This window comes from Burkholderia torrens, assembly GCF_984668525.1.
Genome location: NZ_OZ480212.1, coordinates 953,834 through 975,741 on the forward strand (window position 1 = coordinate 953,834; position 21,908 = coordinate 975,741).

Annotated in this window: 23 protein-coding genes and 2 pseudogenes; 14 read left to right on the plus strand and 11 right to left on the minus strand. The window is 65.2% G+C overall.

Annotated features, from left to right (window positions below):
* Positions 1-211 precede the first annotated feature (211 nt).
* From panE to AC5LXX_RS20595, 7 genes are all read left to right on the plus strand, one after another.
* Positions 212-1,159, plus strand: a complete 948-nt coding sequence (gene panE, locus AC5LXX_RS20565; RefSeq protein ID WP_493412896.1) for a 2-dehydropantoate 2-reductase — start codon at positions 212-214, stop codon at positions 1,157-1,159.
* Between the two features lie 246 nt (positions 1,160-1,405).
* Entirely contained in the window at positions 1,406-2,365 is a 960-nt protein-coding gene (locus AC5LXX_RS20570) for an AraC family transcriptional regulator (protein ID WP_493412897.1), read from the plus strand.
* A gap of 120 nt (positions 2,366-2,485) precedes the next feature.
* Entirely contained in the window at positions 2,486-3,427 is a 942-nt protein-coding gene (locus AC5LXX_RS20575) for a substrate-binding domain-containing protein (protein ID WP_124449707.1), read from the plus strand.
* A gap of 62 nt (positions 3,428-3,489) precedes the next feature.
* Positions 3,490-5,010 (plus strand): sugar ABC transporter ATP-binding protein, encoded by a 1,521-nt coding sequence (locus AC5LXX_RS20580; RefSeq protein WP_493412898.1) that lies wholly within the window; start codon positions 3,490-3,492, stop codon positions 5,008-5,010.
* A complete protein-coding gene (locus AC5LXX_RS20585; protein WP_493412899.1) occupies positions 4,997-6,010 on the plus strand; it encodes an ABC transporter permease in 1,014 nt (337 codons plus the stop codon). The genes AC5LXX_RS20580 and AC5LXX_RS20585 overlap by 14 nt, the downstream gene beginning before the upstream one ends.
* Positions 6,011-6,057: 47 nt before the next feature.
* A complete protein-coding gene (locus AC5LXX_RS20590) occupies positions 6,058-7,146 on the plus strand; it encodes an alcohol dehydrogenase catalytic domain-containing protein (RefSeq protein WP_493412900.1) in 1,089 nt (362 codons plus the stop codon).
* Between the two features lie 31 nt (positions 7,147-7,177).
* Positions 7,178-8,725 carry an FGGY-family carbohydrate kinase gene (locus AC5LXX_RS20595; RefSeq protein WP_493412901.1) on the plus strand — a complete coding sequence of 516 codons (1,548 nt, stop codon included), beginning with the start codon at positions 7,178-7,180 and terminating at the stop codon, positions 8,723-8,725.
* Here AC5LXX_RS20595 and AC5LXX_RS20600 read toward each other — a convergent pair.
* On the minus strand, positions 8,697-9,791 hold the full coding sequence (locus tag AC5LXX_RS20600; protein WP_493412902.1) for an RNA-guided endonuclease InsQ/TnpB family protein: 1,095 nt from the start codon (positions 9,789-9,791) through the stop codon (positions 8,697-8,699). The genes AC5LXX_RS20595 and AC5LXX_RS20600 overlap by 29 nt on opposite strands.
* 119 nt (positions 9,792-9,910) lie before the next feature.
* Between AC5LXX_RS20600 and AC5LXX_RS20605 the strand changes: the two genes are divergently transcribed.
* A complete protein-coding gene (locus tag AC5LXX_RS20605; protein WP_493412903.1) occupies positions 9,911-10,669 on the plus strand; it encodes an SDR family oxidoreductase in 759 nt (252 codons plus the stop codon).
* Positions 10,670-10,736: 67 nt separating this feature from the next.
* Here AC5LXX_RS20605 and AC5LXX_RS20610 read toward each other — a convergent pair whose 3' ends face one another.
* From AC5LXX_RS20610 to AC5LXX_RS20635, 6 genes and pseudogenes are all read right to left on the minus strand, one after another.
* Positions 10,737-10,877: a hypothetical protein gene (locus AC5LXX_RS20610; RefSeq protein WP_021158153.1), complete on the minus strand. Its 141-nt coding sequence runs from the start codon at positions 10,875-10,877 to the stop codon at positions 10,737-10,739.
* Positions 10,878-11,057: 180 nt separating this feature from the next.
* Positions 11,058-11,642 (minus strand): nucleotidyltransferase family protein, encoded by a 585-nt coding sequence (locus tag AC5LXX_RS20615; protein ID WP_493412904.1) that lies wholly within the window; start codon positions 11,640-11,642, stop codon positions 11,058-11,060.
* A 105-nt stretch (positions 11,643-11,747) separates the two neighbouring features.
* Positions 11,748-12,575, minus strand: coding sequence for a M15 family metallopeptidase (locus tag AC5LXX_RS20620; protein WP_493412905.1), 828 nt, complete (start codon positions 12,573-12,575; stop codon positions 11,748-11,750).
* Positions 12,572-12,967: a type II toxin-antitoxin system VapC family toxin gene (locus AC5LXX_RS20625; protein ID WP_176049919.1), complete on the minus strand. Its 396-nt coding sequence runs from the start codon at positions 12,965-12,967 to the stop codon at positions 12,572-12,574. Before AC5LXX_RS20625 ends, AC5LXX_RS20620 begins: the two co-directional genes overlap by 4 nt.
* Entirely contained in the window at positions 12,964-13,203 is a 240-nt protein-coding gene (locus AC5LXX_RS20630; protein ID WP_175667392.1) for a type II toxin-antitoxin system Phd/YefM family antitoxin, read from the minus strand. Before AC5LXX_RS20630 ends, AC5LXX_RS20625 begins: the two co-directional genes overlap by 4 nt.
* A 120-nt stretch (positions 13,204-13,323) precedes the next feature.
* Positions 13,324-13,566 (minus strand): annotated as a pseudogene (locus AC5LXX_RS20635) (PKHD-type hydroxylase); the annotation flags it as partial.
* 269 nt (positions 13,567-13,835) lie between these two features.
* On the opposite strand from AC5LXX_RS20635, the pseudogene AC5LXX_RS20640 reads away from it, so the two are divergent.
* From AC5LXX_RS20640 to AC5LXX_RS20655, 4 genes and pseudogenes are all read left to right on the plus strand, one after another.
* A pseudogene (locus AC5LXX_RS20640) lies at positions 13,836-14,096 on the plus strand (PAAR domain-containing protein); the annotation flags it as partial.
* Between the two features lie 12 nt (positions 14,097-14,108).
* Positions 14,109-14,504: a hypothetical protein gene (locus AC5LXX_RS20645; protein WP_493413462.1), complete on the plus strand. Its 396-nt coding sequence runs from the start codon at positions 14,109-14,111 to the stop codon at positions 14,502-14,504.
* A complete protein-coding gene (locus AC5LXX_RS20650; RefSeq protein WP_493412906.1) occupies positions 14,501-15,298 on the plus strand; it encodes a hypothetical protein in 798 nt (265 codons plus the stop codon). Before AC5LXX_RS20645 ends, AC5LXX_RS20650 begins: the two co-directional genes overlap by 4 nt.
* A 21-nt stretch (positions 15,299-15,319) precedes the next feature.
* Positions 15,320-15,544 (plus strand): hypothetical protein, encoded by a 225-nt coding sequence (locus tag AC5LXX_RS20655; RefSeq protein WP_493412907.1) that lies wholly within the window; start codon positions 15,320-15,322, stop codon positions 15,542-15,544.
* A 110-nt stretch (positions 15,545-15,654) separates the two neighbouring features.
* Here the strand turns inward: AC5LXX_RS20655 and AC5LXX_RS20660 are convergent, their stop codons facing one another.
* From AC5LXX_RS20660 to AC5LXX_RS20670, 3 genes are read right to left on the minus strand one after another with little or no spacing between them, the layout of a single operon-like run.
* A complete protein-coding gene (locus tag AC5LXX_RS20660; protein ID WP_493412908.1) occupies positions 15,655-16,338 on the minus strand; it encodes a Fe2+-dependent dioxygenase in 684 nt (227 codons plus the stop codon).
* Complete coding sequence (locus AC5LXX_RS20665) at positions 16,335-17,090, minus strand: tetratricopeptide repeat protein (RefSeq protein ID WP_493412909.1); 756 nt, start codon at positions 17,088-17,090, stop codon at positions 16,335-16,337. Before AC5LXX_RS20665 ends, AC5LXX_RS20660 begins: the two co-directional genes overlap by 4 nt.
* Before the next feature lie 3 nt (positions 17,091-17,093).
* Entirely contained in the window at positions 17,094-19,337 is a 2,244-nt protein-coding gene (locus AC5LXX_RS20670; RefSeq protein ID WP_493412910.1) for a TonB-dependent receptor, read from the minus strand.
* A gap of 322 nt (positions 19,338-19,659) precedes the next feature.
* On the opposite strand from AC5LXX_RS20670, the gene AC5LXX_RS20675 reads away from it, so the two are divergent.
* Positions 19,660-19,899: a FitA-like ribbon-helix-helix domain-containing protein gene (locus tag AC5LXX_RS20675; RefSeq protein WP_493413392.1), complete on the plus strand. Its 240-nt coding sequence runs from the start codon at positions 19,660-19,662 to the stop codon at positions 19,897-19,899.
* A complete protein-coding gene (locus tag AC5LXX_RS20680; protein ID WP_493412911.1) occupies positions 19,896-20,315 on the plus strand; it encodes a type II toxin-antitoxin system VapC family toxin in 420 nt (139 codons plus the stop codon). Before AC5LXX_RS20675 ends, AC5LXX_RS20680 begins: the two co-directional genes overlap by 4 nt.
* A gap of 140 nt (positions 20,316-20,455) precedes the next feature.
* Here AC5LXX_RS20680 and AC5LXX_RS20685 read toward each other — a convergent pair whose 3' ends face one another.
* A complete protein-coding gene (locus AC5LXX_RS20685) occupies positions 20,456-21,751 on the minus strand; it encodes an aspartate carbamoyltransferase (protein WP_493412912.1) in 1,296 nt (431 codons plus the stop codon).
* Positions 21,752-21,908: the final 157 nt, after the last annotated feature.

Here is a 21,908-nt window from a genome sequence, read left to right on the forward strand (position 1 = left end):
GCGGCGTGACGGGATAAGTGTCTTGACGGCGTTTGATGCGTATCGCCGTAGACGGGTTATCCCTAGGAACCGATGCCGTCGCCCATGCCTTCGACGCCGGCAGGGATATCTATGCATATGCATAACGGGCATCGCTATACTGTCGGGCAATGGCGTCGCGCCGCGCCCCCGCGTCGGCGCCGGCACTGAACGAAACCGAAAGGAGGCAACGATGCGAATTCTGGTGGTAGGGGCCGGCGCGGTCGGCGGATACTTCGGCGGCCGGCTGGCCGCGGCGGGGCGCGACGTGACGTTCCTGGTGCGCGACGGAGGCGCCGCTGCGCTGGCACGCGACGGGCTGCTGATCCGCAGCCCGTGCGGCGACCTGACGCTCGCGAACGTGCAGACCGTGCGCGCGGCCGATGCGGATGCCGGCGCCGCGCCGTTCGATCTCGTGCTGCTGAGCTGCAAGGCATACAGCCTCGACGACGCGATTGCCTCGTTCGCACCGTTCGTCGGCCCGCAGACGCTGATCCTGCCGATGCTCAACGGAATGCGTCACCTCGACGTGCTGCGCGAGCGCTTCGGCGCCGCGCAGGTGCTCGGCGGGCTGTGCGTGATCGCGGCCACGCTCGATCGCGAACAGCGCATCGTGCACCTCAACGACACGCACGGGGTCACCTTCGGTGAACTCGCCGGCGGCGAATCGCCGCGCGTGCGGGCAGTCGCCGACGTGCTCGGCGGCTCGGGCTTCGACGCGACCCTCAGCGACGACATCGCCGCACGGATGTGGGAGAAGTGGGTGTTCCTCGCCACGCTCGCCGCGAGCACGTCGCTGTTTCGCGGCTCGGTCGGCGACATTCTGGCCGCACCGGACGGCCGCCGCCTGCTCGAGACGATGCTCGCCGAATGCAGCGCGATCGCCGAACACAACGGCCACCGGCCCGATCCGGTCGCCGTCGAACGGATGCAGCGGATGGTGCTGACGCCGTCGCCGCTGACGGCGTCGATGCTGCGCGACGTCGAGAACCATGCGCGCGTCGAAGCCGATCACGTGATCGGCGACCTGCTCGCGCGACGCGACCCGCAGGCTGCCGATACGCTGTCGCTGCTGCGGATCGCGTACAACCACCTGAAGGCGTACGAGGTGCGCACCGCGCGCGAACACGCGGCGGCGTAAGCCGACGGGGCAGCCGGTGCGGCCGGCCGCGCCGTTCCGCGCTGCAACAAATTTGCCATCCGGCGCCATTTCAGCCCGGGGGTGGCAAAAAAGTATCGAAAATCAGGCGTAAAGTTGGTGGAGCCGCGCGCTCGATCGACCTACATTGCTTCCCATGCGACCGGTCGCATCGCCGCGCGAGACGCGCGGCGATGTGCGCCCAGCCGAACAGGCCGGCCAGCGAACCATGGGAATGGAGACGCCAACATGATGCACCCCGATCTCGAAGTGGTCGACGTGCGACGCGACGAGTCATTCAAGGTCTGGTCGCACGGTTATCCGTATCGCACGATCCGCTGGCATTTCCATCCCGAATTCGAGCTGCACCTGATCGTCGCGACGCGCGGCAAGTATTTCGTCGGTGACCACATCGGCTCGTTCGGCCCCGGCCATCTCGTGCTGCTCGGCCCGAACCTGCCGCACAACTGGGTCAGCGACATGGCCGAAGGCGAGACCGTCGAGCGCCGCAACCTCGTGATCCAGTTCGACCCGGCGTTCGTGCGCCGCTGCATGGACGCGTTTCCCGAATGTCGCGACGCGCAGGCGCTGCTCGACGATGCGCGGCGCGGGGTCGGCTTCGACGCCGCGACGAGCGCCGCGATCGCGCCGCTGTTCGACGAACTGCTGACCGCGCGCGGCATGCGCCGGATCGCGCTGTTCATGACGATCCTCGAGCGCCTGTGCGGCGCGGCCGAGCGCACGCTGCTCGCGAGCCCCGCATACGACCAGGCCGATGTCACGCCCACGCGGCTCAGCCACGCGCTGTCGTATATCGGCAAGAACCTCGCGTCCGAGCTGCGCGAATCCGATCTCGCGCAGCTGACCGGGCAGAGCGTCAGCGCGTTCTCGCGCGCATTCCATCGCCACACGGGCATGCCGTTCGTCCAGTACGTGAATCGTCTGCGGATCGAATCCGCGTGCCAGATGCTGCTCGCCGACGACGCGAGCATCACCGACATCTGCTTCCAGGCCGGCTTCAACAACGTGTCGAACTTCAACCGCCAGTTTCGCGCGGTGAAGGGGATGGCGCCGTCCGAATTCCGTGCACTGCAGCGCCTGAACGCGCGCAGCCGCGACCTGGCGCTGCATGCGGCGCCTACCGGCAACCCGATGCCGCCGCGCGTGCTCACGCCCGGCGCACCCGAGCTCGCGCCGCAGCCCGGATGATCGCCGGGCCGTTGCCCGCCCGAGCTTTTCCCGCCGTCTTACCCAGCCGATCGCGCCGCTTGCGTCGCGAGGGGCGCATTCACCCACGAAAAAGCTGCACACAATTCCGGAGACACCGTCATGACGCACGCATCGCCCGTTTCATCCCCCCGTCGCGCCGCCCGCCTGGCGGCCGTTGCCGCGCTCGCCGTCGCGGCCTTGCTGCCCGCCGCCGCGCAGGCCGCGCCGTTGCGCATCGGCATGACGTTCCAGGAGCTGAACAACCCGTATTTCGTGACGATGCAGAAGGCGCTGAACGATGCGGCCGCGTCGATCGGCGCCCAGGTCGTCGTCACCGATGCGCATCACGACGTCAGCAAGCAGGTGAGCGACGTCGAGGACATGCTGCAGAAGAAGATCGACATCCTGCTCGTGAACCCGACCGATTCGACCGGCATCCAGTCGGCGATCACGCAGGCGAAGAAGGCCGGCGCGGTGGTCGTGGCCGTCGATGCGAACGCGAACGGCCCGGTCGATTCGTTCGTCGGCTCGAAGAATTACGACGCGGGCGTGATGTCGTGCGAATACCTCGCGAAGGCGATCGGCGGCAGCGGCGAAGTCGCGATCCTCGACGGGATTCCGGTCGTGCCGATCCTCGAGCGCGTACGCGGCTGCAAGGCCGGGCTCGCGAAATTCCCGAACGTGAAGCTCGTCGACACGCAGAACGGCAAGCAGGAGCGCGCGACTGCGCTGTCGGTCACCGAAAACATGATCTCCGCGCATCCGAACCTGAAGGGCCTCTTCAGCGTGAACGACGGCGGCTCGATGGGCGCGCTCGCCGCGATCGAAGGCTCCGGCAAGGACATCAAGCTGACGAGTGTCGACGGCGCGCCCGAGGCGATCGCGGCGATCCAGAAACCGAACTCGAAGTTCATCGAGACGACCGCGCAGTTCCCGGCCGACCAGGTGCGCATCGCGCTCGGCATCGCGATCGCGCGCAAGTGGGGCGCGACGGTGCCGAAGGCGATTCCCGTCGACGTGAAGGTCGTCGATCGCGGCAACGCGAAGGGCTTCAGCTGGTGAACGACGTGCGACGCGACGTGAAGGGCGGCGGTGCGGCCGGCGCCCTTCGTACGGAGAAGCCGATGGACACGATACTCAGGCTCAGCCACATCACGAAAAGCTTTCCCGGCGTGAAGGCGCTGTCCGACATTCATCTTGAGATTGCCCGCGGCGAGATCCACGCGCTGCTCGGCGAGAACGGCGCGGGCAAGTCGACGCTGATGAAGATCCTGTGCGGCATCTATCAGCCGGATGCCGGCGCGATCGAGATCGACGGCACGGCACGCCGTTTCGCAGACTATCACGACGCGGTCGCGGCCGGCGTCGGCATCGTGTTCCAGGAATTCAGCCTGATTCCGCACCTCGATGCCGTCGACAACCTGTTCCTCGGCCGCGAGCTGCGCAATCGCTGGGGTGCGCGGGACCGCAAGCGGATGCGCGCGGCGGCGGCGAGCATCTTCGCGCGGCTCGGCGTGGCGATCGATCTCGATGCGCCGATCCGCACGCTGTCGGTCGCGCAGCAGCAGTTCGTCGAGATCGGCAAGGCGCTGTCGCTCGACGCGCGCATCCTGATTCTCGACGAGCCGACCGCCACGCTCACTCCGGCCGAGGCCGAGCACCTGTTCGCGATCATGCGCGAGCTGAAGCGGCAGGGCGTCGCGATGATCTTCATCTCGCATCACCTCGACGAGATCTTCGCGGTGTGCGACCGCATCACGGTGCTGCGCGACGGCCAGTACGTCGCGACGACCGACGTCGCGCGCACCGACGTCGAGCAACTGGTGCGGATGATGATTGGCCGCCGGATCGAAAGCAGCTTTCCGCCGAAGCCTGCGCTGCGGGCCGACGCACCGGCCGTGCTCGAAGTCGATGCGCTGCAGATCGGGCGCGACGGCCCGGTGAACCGCTTCACGCTGCGGGCCGGCGAGATTCTGGGCTTTGCCGGGCTCGTCGGCTCGGGCCGCACCGAAACCGCGCTCGCGGTGATCGGCGCGACGCGCGCACACCGCAAGGACGTGCGCGTGCGCGGTGCGGCGGCGAAGCTCGCCGATCCGGCCGATGCGCTGCGCGCGGGCATCGGCATCCTGCCGGAAAGCCGCAAGACGGAAGGGCTCGTCACGTCGTTCTCGATCCGCGACAACATCTCGCTGAACAACCTCGGCAAGTACCGGTCGATGCGCTGGCTGATCGACCGCGGCAGCGAGGCGCGCACGACGCACGACGTGATGCGGCGCGTCGGCGTGAAGGCGCCGTCGATTCACACCGAGGTTGCGACGCTGTCCGGCGGCAACCAGCAGAAGGTCGTGATCGCGCGCTGGCTGAACCATCACACGTCGGTGCTGATCTTCGACGAGCCGACGCGCGGCATCGATGTCGGTGCGAAAGCCGAAATCTACGGGCTGATGCGCGAACTCACCGCGCGCGGCTACGCCATCATCATGATCTCGTCTGAGCTGCCGGAAATCGTCGGCATGTGCGATCGCGTCGCCGTATTCCGGCAAGGACGCATCGAGGCGACGCTCGCCGGCGACGAGATCGATCCCGACACGGTCATGACCTATGCCACGGCCGGCACGCGAGGAGCGACCCATGAACCTGCCTGATTCTTCCTCCACGTCTTCGACGACGCTCTCGGCCACGGCCGGAAACGGCGATGCGCCGCCGCCGCGCGCGATGTGGGCGCAACTGCGGCGCTCGACGCTGTTCTATCCGCTCGTCGGCCTGATCGTCGTGTGCATCGCGATGATGATCGCGAGCCCGAGCTTCCTGTCCGCTGCGAACCTCGAGAACGTGCTGCGCCAGGTGTCCATCAACGCGATCATCGCGGTCGGCATGACCTGCGTGATCCTGACCGGCGGGATCGACCTGTCGGTCGGTTCGGTGATGGCGCTGTCGGGCACGCTCGCGGCCGGGCTGATGGTCGCGGGCGTCAACGCGGTCGCCGCGCTCGCGATCGGCATCGCGGTGGGCCTCGGCTTCGGCTTCCTGAACGGCGTGTTCGTCGCGTTCGCGGGGATGCCGCCGATCATCGTCACGCTGGCAACGATGGGCATTGCGCGCGGGCTCGCGCTGATCTACACGGGCGGCTACCCGATCGACGGCCTGCCCGACTGGGTCGCGTTCTTCGGCAGCGGCAAGGTACTCGGCATCCAGGCGCCCGTGCTGATCGTGCTGGTGGTGTACGCGATCGCGTGGCTGCTGCTCGAGCGCATGCCGTTCGGCCGCTACGTGTATGCGATCGGCGGCAACGAGCAGGCGACGCGGCTCACCGGCGTGCGCGTCGCGCGCGTGAAGCTGATCGTCTACACGCTGGCCGGCGTCACGTCGGCGCTCGCCGCGATCGTGCTGACCGGGCGCCTGATGAGCGGCCAGCCAAACGCGGGCGTCGGCTTCGAGCTCGACGCGATCGCGGCCGTCGTGATGGGCGGCACGTCGATTTCCGGCGGGCGCGGCGCGATCCTCGGCACGCTGGTCGGTGCGCTGCTGCTCGGCGTGCTCAACAACGGGCTGAACATGATCGGCGTGAACCCGTATGTGCAGAACGTGATCAAGGGCGGAATCATCCTGCTCGCGATCTATATCAGCCGCGAACGGTCGCGGTAACGATCCAGTCGATCAGCTATCCCTATCATCAACGAAAGAGACAACTCATGACGACACCCGAAGCCCAGCCGCGCATGACCGCGGTCGTCTGCCACGGTCCCGAGGATTACCGCGTCGAGCAGGTCGAGAAGCCGCGCCCCGGTGCGAACGAGCTCGTGATCCGCATCGCCGCATGCGGGATCTGCGCGAGCGACTGCAAGTGCTATACGGGCGCGAAGATGTTCTGGGGCGGCCCGAGCCCGTGGGTGAAGGCGCCCGTGATTCCCGGCCATGAATTCTTCGGTCACGTCGAAGCGCTCGGCGACGGCGCGGCCGAGCATTTCGGCGTGGCAATCGGCGATCGCGTGATCGCCGAGCAGATCGTGCCGTGCGGCAAGTGCCGCTATTGCAAGTCGGGCCAGTACTGGATGTGCGAAGTGCACAACATCTTCGGTTTCCAGCGCGAAGTCGCCGACGGCGGGATGGCCGATTACATGCGGATTCCGCCGACCGCGATCGTTCACCGGATCCCGCTCGGCGTATCGCTCGAAGATGCGGCGATCATCGAGCCGCTGTCGTGCGCGATCCATACCGTGAATCGCGGCGACGTGCAGCTCGACGACGTCGTCGTGATCGCGGGCGCGGGCCCGCTCGGCCTGATGATGACGCAGGTCGCGCATCTGAAGACGCCGAAGAAGCTCGTCGTGATCGACCTGATCGACGAACGGCTCGAACTCGCGCGGCAGTACGGCGCCGACGTGACGATCAATCCGACGCGCGACGACGCGCGCGAGATCGTCCGCGCGCTGACCGACGGTTACGGCTGCGACGTGTACATCGAGACGACCGGCGCGCCCGTCGGCGTGAACCAGGGGCTCGACCTGATCCGCAAGCTCGGCCGCTTCGTCGAATTCAGCGTGTTCGGCGAGGATACGACCGCCGACTGGTCGATCATCGGCGACCGCAAGGAGCTCGACGTGCGCGGCGCGCACCTCGGGCCATACTGCTATCCGGTCGCGATCGACCTGCTTGCGCGCGGGCTCGTCACGTCGAAAGGCATCGTCACGCACGATTTCGCGCTCGAGGACTGGGACGACGCGATCCGCGTCGCGAAATCGCCCGAATCGATCAAGGTGCTGCTGAAGCCGGCCCGCTGATGTGGCAAGCATGCGCCTCACCGGAGACATCATGGAATACGTGATTGGCGTCGACATCGGCACGCAGAGCACCAAGGCGCTGCTGGTCGACCGGCATGGCACGATCGTCGCGCGGCACGCGGCCGGCTACCAGCCCGATACGCCGCGCCCGCTGTGGGCCGAGCAGTGGCCGCAGGTATGGTTCGACGCGGTGCTCGCATGCATCGCGGGCTGCGTGCGCGACGCGCGCGCGCAGGGCGTGCCGGCCGACGCGATTCGCGCGGTGTGCGTGAGCAGCCTGTACGGCGGCTCGGGCATTCCGGTCGACATCGACATGCGGCCGTTGCATCCGTGCCTGATCTGGATGGACCGGCGCGCGACCGCGGAAGTCGACTGGGTCAACGAGCATGTGAACGTCGAGCGGCTGCGCGTGATCACGGGCAACGGCGTCGACAGCTACTACGGCTTTACGAAGATGCTGTGGCTGCGCGACCAGCGGCCGGACGTGTGGGCGAACGTGCGCTATTTCCTGCCGCCGAACGCGTACGTGATCTACCTGCTGACCGGCGAGGTCGCGGTCGATCACAGTTCGGCCGGCAACATCGGCGGCGTCTACGACGTCGCGCGCCGCGAGTGGTCCGACGACGCGCTCGACATGCTCGGCATTCCGGCGACGATGATGCCCGAGCGGCTCGTCGATTCGTCGGAGACCGTCGGCGGATTGCTGTCGCAATGGACCGGGCAGCTCGGCCTGCCGGCCGGCACGCCCGTCGTCGCGGGCGGCGTCGATGCGGCGGTGGCGACCTTCGCGGCCGGCGCGACGCGTACCGGGCAGCACGTCGCGATGATCGGCACCAGCATGTGCTGGGGCTACGTGAACCGGCACGTCGACGCGCGGCACGGGCTCGTCAGCATGCCGCACGTGTTCAACGGGCAGCGCGACCTGTACGTGTTCGGCGGCGCGATCACGGCCGGCGCATCGGTCGCGTGGTTTCGCGACCAGTTCTGTCAGGCAGAAATCGATGCGGCGCGCCTGCTGCCGCACGGCGATCCGCACGTGCTGCTCGAGGAGGCGGCCGAGCGCGTGCCGGCCGGCGCCGACGGCGTGCTGTTCCTGCCGTACCTGATGGGCGAGCGCAGCCCGGTGTGGGACGCGAAGGCAAGCGGCGCGTTCGTCGGGCTGAGTCTCGCGCATACGCGTGCGCACCTGTATCGCGCGGTGCTCGAAGGTGTCGCGTTCGCGTTGCGGCACAACATCGAGGCCGGACGTCGCGGGGCGGTCGCGCTGGACGACCGGTTGATCGTCGTCGGCGGTGCCGCGCATTCGGCGCTGTGGATGCAGATCATCGCGGACGTGACGGGCTTTCCGGTGTGGACGATCGAGCAGGACGTCGAAGCCGCGATGGGCGCCGCGCTGCTCGCGGGTGTCGGGGCAGGGCTCGTGTCGCACGACGAGGCGCAGGGCGGCTGGGTCACGCTCGTCGAGCGTGCGCGTCCCGATGCCGATCGCGCGAAAGCGTACGACGCGCGTTTTTCGCTCTATACGGCGCTGTATCCGGCACTCAAGCCGATCATGCACAAGCTGGGCACCTCATCTTGACGTCCTCTTCCGCCTGAAGGCGGAGGATTCCCACATCTGGCGATGCACGTCCGCATCGGAGAATGTTCAGCGCAGCGTTGATATCACGATCATGCACGACACCACATCCACTGCAGGCCCATTCTCTTACTCGCAGTCCCGCGATACCTTTCGGCCGCGTCGTGCTGTCTTTCGATCCGCACGACGAACAGGACTGGGTCGAACCGCATTCGTCGACTTCCTCGAACGTGGCCCCGTGCGCGATCGCTTTGTAGCGGAGCTTGTTTCGGAAGGACGACCAGGATGCGTCGTAGACGCTTTTCGCCATCCTGGTTCTGGCAAGTTTGACGGCCGACACGTTGCCGACCGCGATGTAATCGAAACGCCGCACCAGATCGAGCGCGAGCTTATGCTGGAAATCGGCACGCGCATTTGCCACCTTGGCGTGCAGTTTTGCGATATGCCGCTTGTGCTTTCGCGCCCGTTGCGCTTTAGCCAGCTTTTCCGCCGCTCGTCGACCGAACTGGTCATTGGGCAGCTTCTCGCCCGTCGAAAGTGTGGCGAAGTCTTTCAAGCCGAGATCGATGCCAACGCCGGAACGGACCGGGCGGGCCTGAACATCGGGCACCTCAATCACGACGTTGAGAAACCAATGACCGCGCGCATCCTGCGCAAAGTTGGTCCCGTCCTTGATTTTGCCTTCGGGAAGCGCCCGGCTGTTGAACACGCGAAACGTGTTACCGGCAAAACGGAACGCATCACCCTCGCGCTTCAGGTCACGGCCCTTCAGCGGCACCCAGCCCAGCGATTTCCTGCCGCAATAGCGCAGGTAGGGCCGACGGTGCTGACTGCGCGACTTCGCGTATTGCTCGCACGTCGCGTTGATCGTGCCGGAGTGGATGCCGAGTTCCTTGCTGCTCCCCGTCGTCAGCACGTTCAGATCGAATCCCGTCGGCCACTTCTTGCTCCATTTGAGCGCGTGCTTCTGCGTGTCGTTGCAGAAGTTCCAGACGTAGTTCACCGCGCGGCTCTGCTTGTTAAGCAGTCCGTTGAGCGACTTCACGCGGTAGCGGTAGACAAGGATCATGTCGGTGATCCTAACCCGTGGAAGAAGCAGCCTGTCAACAGCACGCCTTTCCTTCCCGCCATCCACCCCGAAGGAAGTCCCCTTGGGGGAAATGGCGGGGTTTCTCGGAGCAAATTCTGATGAACACACGATTCGATTTCAGCGGTGCGCGAGTGCTCGTCACGGGGGCATCGAGCGGGATCGGGCGCGCGTGCGCGGTCGCGCTCGCGAAGGCCGGTGCGCAGGTCGTCGCGGCGGGGCGCGACATGGCCGCGCTCGACACACTCGCCGGCGAGACCGCGTGCGAGACGTTGCGTATCGACGTCGGCGGCGACGAGCATGCGATCGACGCGGCGCTCGCCGCGCACGATGCGTTCGACGGCCTAGTCAACTGCGCGGGGATCGCATCGCTCGAACCGGCGCTCGATGTCGAAGCCGCGCATTTCGATCGCGTGATGGCCGTCAATGCACGCGGTGCGGCGCTCGTCGCGCGGGCCGTGGCGCGCAAGATGATCGAGCGCGACGGACGCGGCGCGGCGAACGCACGGGGCAGTATCGTCAACGTGTCGAGCCAGGCCGCACTCGTCGGCCTGCCCGCGCATCTGAGCTATTGCGCGTCGAAGGCGGCGATGGACGCGATCACGCGCGTGCTGTGCATCGAACTCGGGCCGCACGGCATTCGTGTGAACAGCGTGAACCCGACCGTCACGCTCACGCCGATGGCGCAGTTCGCGTGGAGCGAACCGGAGAAGCGTGCGCCGATGCTGGCCGCGATTCCGCTCGGGCGCTTTGCGGAGCCCGACGAGGTCGTCGAGCCGATCCTGTTTTTGCTGAGCGATGCGGCGTCGATGATCAGCGGCGTATCGCTGCCGGTCGACGGCGGGTATACGGCGCGCTAGGCCGCGTCACGCGGCGGTCGCGGACGACGGGGCGTTGCGGTGCAGGTGCGGGGCGGCCGACGCGCGGCTAGACCGGGTCCTTGCTCGGCGGTCCGTCCGGTTGCTGCGGATTGTCGTGATGACCGGGCGGCGACGACAGCGGGTCGTCTTCCGGATCGCGGTTCGGGTCGGCCGGTGGCTCGGGCGTCGGGGTCGTGTGATCGGTCATGGAGAACTCGCGCAGTGCGTGACGGCGGTGGCGCGGCGGGGGCGCCTCGTCTCCGTTATAGCCAATCGGGCGCACGTTTGCAGCGGGATTATTGCGCCCGGTTGGCGATCGTCGGCGAAATCCGCGCATGGGCGGTTTTCGTGCGGGATCGTGCCGGGAGCCGGCCGCTCGCGATCGCGGTCAACGCAAATCCGCCTGCGTATCGACGTCGCGCAGGATGCCGGGATCGTCGACGTCGAGCAGCTTGACCGGCGCGCTGGCGAACAGCGCGCGGGCGCCCGTGTCGCCGTCGAGCGCGGCGAGTGCATCGAAATGGTGCGCCGCGAAGCCGACCGGATGGCCGCGCACGCCGCGATGCGCGGGCGCGACGATCGATGCGTTGTCGGCTTCGAGCGCGCGCGTGACCGTCTCGTAAGTGGAAGCGGCGATCCACGGCATGTCGCCGAGCGCGACCAGCCAGCCACTCGCGTCGGGCGTCGTGCGGACGCCGGCCGCAAGGCTCGCGCCCATGCCGCGCAACGCGTCGGGCGCGTACACGACCTGACAGCCGGCTTCGTTCAGCAGAATCGCGAGTTTCTCGGCGCCGGGGCGCACGACGGCGATCACGTCGGACGTGGCCGCCGCGAGATGACGGGCGGCGGCGACCGCAACCGGCGTGCCGTCGGGAAGCAGCGCGAGCAGCTTGCTGTGCAGGCCGCTCGGGTCGAAGCGTTGACCAAGGCCGCCGGCGAGCAGGACGCCGGTGACGAGTGACGCATAGGACATCGGCGCGGGGGGAGTGGGGCTGGTGCTGCGATTGTGCGGGAGCACACGGGGATCGGCAAGTGAGGATGTTACCGATTCGCGCCCGTCAGGCCGGAACGTCTGCCATCACGACACTTCGTCGAGCATGCTTTCCTCGACGGGACCGTAAATTGCGTGCGATTCGTTCTGGATGACGGCCCAATAGCGATCGCCGAACGACCAGTGCCACCATTCGGACGGGTAATTCGTGAAGCCGGCGTGGGTCATCGCGGCGATCAGCACCTGGCGGTTGCGTGTGGCAGCGCGGCTGATGAACACGTTGTGCGTGTAGCACGCGCCGGAGGATTCCCGGTCGGTGGCGTTCATGATGCAACCCATGTCGATCTCGATGCCTTCCGCCGAGATCAGCGTCAGGTCGATGGCGGCGCCCGTCGGATGGGCGGCGACTTCCGGCGGTGCGACGTAGTGGCTCGTCAGTGCGATCAACGTGCCTTCGTCCGGCAGCGGATTCAGCGTCCGGCGCAGGTGCGCGAGATGCTCGGTGAAGTACTGGCGCTGCAGGGCCAGCGGGCGGTAGCCTTCCTTGACGTACAGGCGCAGGTCGCCGGGCAGCGCGTGCGCGGCGGCGATCAGCCGTTCCGCCACGCTGCAACGCACTTTCAGGAAATGCGGGCTCCTGCTCTCGATATCGCGGCGGTCGAGATCGACGGCGATGCGGTCATGGAAGCCTGCGAGATCGACGAACCCTTCGTGCGACTCCTGCAGGGCGATCGAGCGGACGGCGGGATCGGAGAGCGGTATCACGGTAGCGAGCAAGTAGCGCGATGACGGTGGCGGGCCACAAGCCGATGTCGAATGGGCGGCCGTGGTCGTTTTGGTCAGACGAATCGCCAATATGCCAGAGTTGGGCGGGAGCGTGTACCGCGGTTGCGTATGCGGGCGGGTGGCGCTCACCAGAGCGTCTTGACGTGCGCGTACGCGCGGATTTTTTCGTCGCGGGTAATCAACTGCGCGCCGAGCCGCCGCGCGGTTGCAACGATCATGCGATCGGCCGGATCCTTGTGGAACGTGCCGGGCAGGTCGGTGGACTTCGCGGCGATGTCGGCATCGACCGGCACGAAGCGCATGCCGTCGATCTGCGCGACGGTGGCGAGCCATGCGTCGACATCCATCGTCAGTGCGAGGCGGTCGTTGCGCACCAGCATCGCGATCTCCCACGCGGAGATCGCGGATGCGGCGAGCGCACCTTCGCTGCGTGCGCGATCGATCGCGCTTCGCGCCTTCTTGCTGAGCGAAGGGTCGCCCGCCACCCACCACACCAATGCATGCGTATCCAGCACGATCACCGCGACGCCTCCCAATCATCTTCCCCAATCGGATCGAGAGGATTGTCGTAGCGCATGACCGAGCCGCGCAATATGTCCAACGGCTGAGCTTCGCGTGCGTGATACGGCCGGATCTCGAGCGTCGGCTTGCCGTGGTCGGTGACGATCAGGCTTTCGCCCGACGCCTCGACTAGCCGGAAGTATTCGAGGGCGCGGGCCTTGAATTCGGATTTCGATACGGGAGCGTGCGGCATCATGATATGAGCATGGTCATCTGACGATGGTCATTTTAGGCTCGTATTTCGACGCGATGCAAGCGCCGGGTGTCATGCGTGTGCAATGCGTGACACCGGAAAGGGCGGCGTTACCGGTTCACGCTACGCATCCGCCCACTTCCTCAACAGGTTGTGATAAATCCCCGTCAATGAAATGACCATCGGATCCTTCGCCCCTTTCTCCGCGGAAAGCGCCTGAATCTGCGTATCGAGCTGAAACAGCAGCGTGCGATCACCGTCATCCCGCACCATGCTCTGGATCCAGAAGAACGAAGCAACGCGCTCGCCGCGCGTCACCCGCGTCACGTGATGCAGGCTCGAAGCCGGATACAGCACGAGGTCGCCTTGTCGAGAAACCGCAGCCCGTCGCTGATTTGGCGGCATCGCGAGAGCTTCGCAGCGACGAGGAACTGATCGGGGCAGCGAAGACATCTTCGTTCGCAACGTGGCTACGCATGGAGTCTGTCGTCGAACTGGCAGAGGGGGGCAGTTTGCCGAGAGGGACAATCTACTGGTTCTGCCGCTGCTTGATACAACTGACGCGCGAATGTGGAGGCGGAAGTCGCAGAGATTGCCGGGAGCTGTTGATTCAAATTGCAGTCCTGTCAGATCGCATGGTGCTTTCAATAAGCTTGCGATACCATGCTCGAGCTGTAATAGAACACAGAAAGACAGACTTTCCCAAGAATAATCAAAGGGCGCTTGTGAAAAGACATTATCTGAGAGTAGGCGACAAATCGACAGCCGGGGGCGTCGTAGTCGACGGCATTGCGACGACATCGGTCCTGGGCCAGGAGTTGACCCGTCTTGGCGCGTCAGTAGCGTGTCCGGCATGCAAGACGGTCGGACATATTGTCCCGGTAGGTCCGCGGTTTCCGGATGGGTGGATGGGACAGAAGGTCGCGCTTGAAGGAGACAAGGTTTCTTGCGGGTGCTTTTCGTTGCCGACGATGCTGCCGTCGCAAAGCGTGATGTATGAGCAATACGACGGCGAAGGACTTTCGAGCATGGGCTTCTCGTCTGCCGCCGCTGCAATCGCTGCACTTTCCGATCCCGAGCATTGGGTTAGATTCAAGCTCGATGAAAAGGGAAGCTGCGAAGGGATGAAATGCACAGCACATTTTGCCGATGGATCCGTCCAGCACGGAGTTGTCGGCTCGAACAACATGATTGCGTTCGAGCGACCGAACAGCAGTGTGTGCGAAAAGCTTGAGATTCACCACGAGAGCGGCGCTCAAAGTGGCTCCGTTATTGATCGTTTGCTGGGAGCAATGTCGTCGTGAGCACAACTGAAGCGCAAAACAAGATCACCCACGAAGGCAACTACGCGACGCAGCAAACACACACGCTGGAAAAGGGCATCCTTGAAGCAGCCATCGTTGAATTCGAAGCAGTGGCGGCGAAGTTTGCGGCCGATGCGATCAAGGATAGCAAGACGCGCGAGCGTTACATGGCGCACATTAAGGAGGTTTCGGACGAAACTCGTAAACAGGTCGATGGCGGACACATCACCGTAAAGGATGGTGCGATCTATATCAACCAATTGCGAGACAAGCTGTTTGTCGAATATCGGCGATATACGTCTGCCATCGGCGTCGCCGGCGCCGAGAAAATTAAGCTGAAGTCGAGAGGGTTCGACTACTACCTGGACAAGTATGCGCAGCGTCAATTTGGTAAGTCGTTTTCTCAACTGACGGAACTGGAGCGGAGCAAGGTTTACTATGCGGTCATCGAAGCGGCGGGGCGTCCGAATGATGACGTCAACGCGTCGATTCGCAAGATGCGGGTTATGGCAAAGGTTGCCATCCTCGTGACTTCCTTGTTCGCGATTGGCGCTATCATCAACGCAGACGATAAAGTAAAGGAGGCCGCGCGACAGGGCAGTATCATCGCAGGCTCGATGTTGGGCGGCGGCATTGCAGGCCTGTTCGTGTCGTTCATGTGCGGGCCGGCCGAGCCCGTTTGTGCCGCGATTCTCGTCTACATTGGCACGAGCGCTGGTGCGATCACCGGAGAGATGGTGAATGACGTGTATCAAGATGAACTGGATGAGTTCTATCGATGGACTTCCAAGTGAGATTGGGTAGAAGAGATGTCAATGTTCGTTACAGTGCTGATGGTGATCCTGTTCGTTGCGGCTGGAGCGATCGTCATTCTGAATCTTGCCTATCGCCCTGATTCCATATCGGATTTCTGGAACCTCGACAACGAATACGAGCGGAGGTCCAGCAAGTTCGATTTCCTCCGAACGAAGGTTGCCTTCTACGGCGCCATTGTGACGGTGCTTGTAATCGGACTGCTACACATCTTCGTGCTGCGATAGCATCCCGTTGCGTCACTTCGGTGATGCCCGAATTATTGATTTTGAGGACGCGTTCCGCGTCCTCTTTTTGTGTGTGGCGTAGCGTGAAGTTCGACGTCTTGCGCGCCGCGTCACGCATCCGCCCACTTCCTCAACAGGTTGTGATAAATCCCCGTCAATGAAATGACCATCGGATCCTTCGCCCCTTTCTCCGCGGAAAGCGCCTGAATCTGCGTATCGAGCTGAAACAGCAGCGTGCGGTCGCCGTCATCCCGCACCATGCTCTGGATCCAGAAGAACGAAGCAACGCGCTCGCCGCGCGTCACCGGCGTCACGTGATGCAGGCTCGATGCCGGATACAGCACGAGATCGCCAGCCGATAGCTTCGCGCGATGCACGCCGTACGTATCCTCGACGCACAGCTCGCCGCCGTCGTACGCATCGGGTTCTTCGAGAAACAGCGTCGCCGACAGGTCGCTGCGCACGCGGAAATCCGTGCCGCGCAGCAACCGGATCGCGTTGTCGACGTGCGTGTCGAACGTCTCGCCGCCCGCATAGCGATTGAACAGCGGCGGAAAGACCTTCAACGGCAGCGCTGCCGAAAAGAACAGCGGATTGCGTGCGAGCGCATCCTGGATCGCATCGCCGACGGTGCGCGCGACTGGCGAGCCTTCCGGCAACTGCCGGTTGCGTTTCGCGAGCGCCGACTGAGCACCGGACGTCGCGTTACCGTCAACCCATTCGGCCGCGTCGAGCAGGTCGCGACATTGCGCGACCTGCGCCTTGGTCAATACGCCGGGGATATGAAGCATCATGAGGCGGATTCCATTGCGTGCGGCGCCAGTTGCAGCGCCACCGAGCGAAAAGCGGCGACCGGCGACGACGCGAGATACGCGCGCATCTTCGCGATGAAGGCGGGCGTCGCGGTGGCCGGCACGCACGCGAGCCAGTCGAGCGCTTCGTCGATGTGCCCGCGCTCGGCGAGCAGCCGCGCATAGTTGAACTGGCCGCGGAAGTCGCCCGCTTCGGCCGCGCGGCGATAGTGGTCGAACGCGGCGTCGGTGTCGACCGTCACGACCCAGCCATCTTCGTAGAAACCGCCGATCAGGTTGATCGATTTCGCATGGCCGAGTGCGGCCGCGCGGCGGAACCAGTCGAGCGCGTCGGTGCGGTTCTCGTCGACGCCGTTGCCGAGCGCGAGCGCCGTCGCGTAGTTGTACATGCCCCAGTCGAGCCCCGCCTGCGCGGCGAGCCGGTACCAGTACACGGCCACCGGCGCGCACGCGGCCGTACCCCAGCCGAACTCGTAGCAGCGGCCGAGCATGTTCATCGCCATCGGATGACCGGCCCGCGCCGCGTGCCGGAACCAGTTGAACGCGGCCGCCGGATCGCGCGCGACGCCGTGCCCGTCGAGCAGGTACTGGCCGTAGACGGCCTGCGCATCGACGATGCCGTGGTCGGCGGCCGCCGCGACCCACGCGGCGGCACGCTCGGGCGGCCCGGCCAGGATGTCGGCGAACTCGCGCGGCGATACCGACGCGAGCGCCTTCAGCGACACGGCCTCCATCGATCAGTAGCGCGCGTTCAGCGTGACGAACGCCGAGCGGCCCGGCGCGATCGACGCATAGTGCGCCGGGTACGCCTGATCGAAGTACGTGCGGTTGAACAGGTTGTTCACGTTCAGCTGCAGGTCGAGCTTCTTGTTGATCCGGTACTGCGCCATCGCGTCGAAGCGCCAGTACGACGGCACGGCGCGCTGGTTCGCCGGATCGCCGAAGACTTCCGACATGTAGAACGCACCGCCGCCGACCGTGAACTTCGGCGTGACGTCGTAGTTCGACCACATCGTGAGGCTGTGCTTCGGCGTGTTCGGGAAGCGGTTGCCGTTGTTCGCGGCGTCCTTGCCGTTGTCACGCAGTTCGCTCTTCATGTACGTGTAGCCGCCGAACACCTGCCACTGCTTCGTGATCTGGCCCGCGAGGCCGAGTTCGAGACCCTGCACGCGCTTGTTGCCGACCATCGCGTACTGGTTGTTCGGCAGCGTCACACGCGCGTTCGTGGTGTCGATCTGGAACAGCGCGGCCGTCAGCGACAGCTTGTCGTTCAGCACGTTCCACTTCGTGCCGAGCTCGATACTGCGGTTCTTTTCCGGCGACAGTTGATCGGCGTTCGGGCCGACGCCGCCGCGGCCCGGCGTGAGCGACTGCGTTTCGCTGCCTTCGCCGAGCAGCATGCCGGCCGGCGTCGACGACGTCGCATACGACGCGTAGATGCTGCCGTTCTGCGCGGGCTTGAACACGAGGCCGGCCTGCCAGTTCACGAGCGTGTCGTCGCGCGTATAGGTCTTGCCGCCGTTGGCCTTCGTATCGGTGAAGCGGGTCGAGTAGTCGTCGACGCGCACGCCGGCGTTGACCTGCCAGCGCGGCGTGATCTCGATCGTGTCGAAGCCGTAGATCGACTTCGTCGTGGTGCGCGCATGCGCGTAGTCGTTGTTGCGCGTGATCGAGCCGGCCCACGGATCGTTCGGGTTCGGCGACCGGAGACTCGTGCAGTTGTAGCCCGACGCGGCGCCGACGCCTTTCTGGCAGATCTTGCCGGTGTCGGTGGCGACCGTGTACGAATCGCGCTTGCCCCATTCGCGCGACAGTTCGATGCCGGTCGTGAAGCTGTGCTTGAACGGGCCCGTGCGGAATTCCCCGAACAGCTCGGTCAGGTTCGCGAGGCTGTTGATCGAGCTGTCGCGGTTGTTGTTGCGGCGCCAGACCTTGCCGTTCACCACGTTGCCCTGGCTGTCGTCCGGCTGCGTCCAGATGTAGTCCTGCGTCGATTCCGTGTAGCGGGTGGTGTTGCGGATCGTCAGCGAAGACGTGATGTCGTGCTCGATCTTGATCGTGCTGATGTCCGAGGTGGTCTTGCGGAAATCGCGGTCGATCAGGCCGTAGAAGTTGTGGCGATCGACGGGCGCCGGATAGATCGTATTGACGTTCGCGGGCTTGTTCGACGTCGTGTAGAAGTACGGGATGCCGCCGTCCGGCATGTCGTCCGTCTGCAGGTGGTAGTAGCTCGCGGTCACGCGCGTCGGCGTGCCGAGGCCGAACGCGATGGACGGTGCGACGCCCCAGCGCTCGTTGTTGACGGCGTCGCGGCCGGCGACGTCGTTGTTGTGGCTCATCAGGTTCAGGCGGAACGCGGCGTGATCGGCGAACTGCCAGTTGCCGTCGGCCGTGAAGCGGCGATAGCGGTCGGTGCCGAGGCCCGCGCTCGCGGCGGCCGTCGTGCCGAGGTGCGGCGCCTTCGTGATCAGGTTGATGCTGCCGCCGGCGCCGCCGCGGCCGCCGTACGCGCCGTCGGAGCCCTTGGTGATCTCGACGCGCTCGGTGTTGAAGATCTCGCGCGTGGTCGCGCCCGTGTCGCGCATGCCGTCGACGAACATGCTGCCCTGCGTGTCGTAGCCGCGGATGAACGGACGGTCGCCGAGCGGGTTGCCACCTTCGCCGGCGCCGAACGTGATGCCGGGCACGGTGCGCAGCGCTTCGGTCAGCGTCGACGCGCCGCTGCTATGGATCAGCTCCTGCGGGATCACGGTGACGGACTTCGGCGTGTCGACGAGCGGCGCGGTGAATTTCGCGGAAGCGGAAAAGTCGGCCTTGTAGCTGTGCTCAGTCTTGCCCTTGATCTCGATCGGCGCGAGATGGCCTTCGGTGCTGGCGGGGGCCGCGGGCGGCGTGCCGTCGGCGAACGCGGGGCTCGCGGCGAGCACGCTGCACAGGGTGGTGAATTTACCGAGCTTCAGCTCGTCGGAACGGGACTTCATGATGCGTTCGACCTCGCGATGTGGCCCCGGAGACGGTGCGCTGCAGAAATGTGCATACCGCCGGGAATTATTACGATTTGTTTTCAGGCGGCATTCTATGTAATTTCTTGTTGAATGAGAAGCGTTCGTGTTTATGTTTGTAAGGTAATTGTTGACGAATGTTGCGGAGGGGTTTTGAGGGTTGGCGGGGCGGGCGGGATGGCCGAATGGCCGAATGGGACGGGCGTGGCGGACGGCTTACAGTGGTCGAATCTCCATTCGGCTCAAATGACAGCAAGGTGTTAGTATGACTGCATTGCAAGCAAATGTAGTGAGGCGCATCATGCCCGTGATCACGGTTCGAAATTTGCCCGACGAAGTGCATCGCGCGCTTCGAATCCGGGCCGCGCAACATGGCCGCAGTACCGAGGCCGAGGTGAGAGACATTCTCGAGCAAGCTGTTCGGCCCGGCGGCCGGCCCAGGCTCGGGACGCTGCTGGCTGAAATCGGGCGGGAGGCGGGCGGCATCGATTTCGACGTTCGGCGCGATACATCGTCAACCGATCCGATGAGCTTCGAATGATCCTCGTCGATACCAACGTCATTTCCGAGCCGCTGCGGCGCGAACCGAACGCGACCGTGATCGAATGGCTCGACGCGCAGAACGTCGAGACGCTGTTTCTTGCCGCGATCAGTCTGGCGGAAATGCGCTTCGGCGTGGCGGCGTTGCCGGACGGACGCCGGCGTGACTGGCTCGAGCAAAGTATCGAGCAGCGCGTCGTGCCGCTGTTTCGCGGCCGGATTTTGCCGTTCGACGATGCGGCCAGCAAGGCGTACGCGAGCCTTCGTGCGAAGGCGCGTGCGGTCGGCAATGCGATGGCGTCGGCCGATGGCTTCATCGCTGCAACCGCCGCCGCGAACGGCTTGGTCGTGGCCACGCGCGACGTCGCGCCCTTCGAGGCAGCGGGCCTGCGTGTGATCGACCCTTGGGCCAGCTGACGCCGGGTCGGCCGCCGCCACGCTACCGGCACCGAAAATGACAACGCGCCGTGCAAGCCGGCGCGCTGGGTGCGTTACGTCTGCGTGCGGCCCTTGAACCGAAGCAATCTCGCGTTCAGGCGCGCAACACCGGCCGCAGGTTAGTCGATCCCGTGGAACACTGCGTCCTCCGGCCCGAGGTATGCAGGCGGGCGCCACGTCGCATCGCGCATCGAGTGCTGGACGAGATTCTCGACCCCGAGCAGGATCGCGAAGATTGCCATCCGCACCGGAATGCCGTTGTCGGTCTGGCGGAAGATGGCCAGGCGCGGGTCGCGGTTCAGGTCGACCGACAGGTCGTTCGCACCGGGCCGGCTGTCACGCGGCAGCGGGTGCATGATCAGCGTGTCGGGTTTGCACACCGAGTCGACGAGTGCCTGGTTGATCTGGAAATCCGGTGTATAGCCTTCGAACGACTCGTCGGTGAAGCGCTCCTTCTGGATCCGCGTCGCATAGACGACGTCCGCGCCGCGCAGCCCGGCCGCGAGGTCGGTCGTCTGCTCGATCACATGGCCGTTCGTCGCGATCTGGTCGACGATGTATGCCGGCATCTCGAGCGTCGGCGGCGACACGAGCGTGAACTTCAGCCCGCGGTACAGCGCGAGCAGCTTGACGAGCGAGTGCACGGTGCGGCCGTATTTGAGGTCGCCGACCAGCGCGATGTGCGCGCCGTCGACGATCTTGCCGAGCCGCGAAAACTCGCGCTGGATCGTATAGAGATCGAGCAACGCCTGGCTCGGATGTTCGCCGGGGCCGTCGCCGCCGTTGATCACGGGCAGGTTGGTTGCACGCGCGAACTCGGCCACCGAGCCTTTCTCCGGATGGCGGATCACGAGTGCGTCGACGTAACCGGCCATCACGCGGCTCGTGTCGTAGATCGATTCGCCCTTGGCCATCGACGAGAACGTGAAGCCCGTCGTGTCGCACACCGAGCCGCCGAGCCGGCAGAAGGCCGCGCCGAACGACACGCGGGTGCGCGTGCTGGCTTCGAAGAACAGGTTGCCGAGCACCGCGCCTTCCAGCACGCGCGAGATCTTGTGGCGCCGCGCGATCGGCTGCATCACGTCGGCCACGCGGAACAGCGCCTCGACCGATTCGCGCGAGAACTGGTCGACCGAGATCAATTGCGGCTTGCCTTCGAACAGGAACTGCTTCGAGAGCTCCTGTTTGTCTACGCTTTGCGTATAGTCTCCGCCGTCCGGCGCCGAGCGCTCGACGATTTCCGAAACAAAGCGCTCGACGATCTCGGGCATCCCGCGCGATTCCTGCGAGTCATCGGGCAGCAGCCACGTATCCAGTGCGCGCCGGCTGACGCCGATGCGATTGGCGAACGCTTCGCGGGTCATGTTGAGGCGGCGCATCGCGTCGCGGAGGAAGGCTTGCTGGGGAACGGTCATCGGCGGCTCCTGGCGGAAAATATACGCGATGCGTATATTAATTCCTGGCGCAACGAAGTCAAGGAAAATTTGCGCGAACGGCAGTGCGGGGCATGGAACGCGCGGCGGGTTGTACTGGCGCGTGGCGTCCGTCTCCGTATAATCAGGTCAGGCCCCG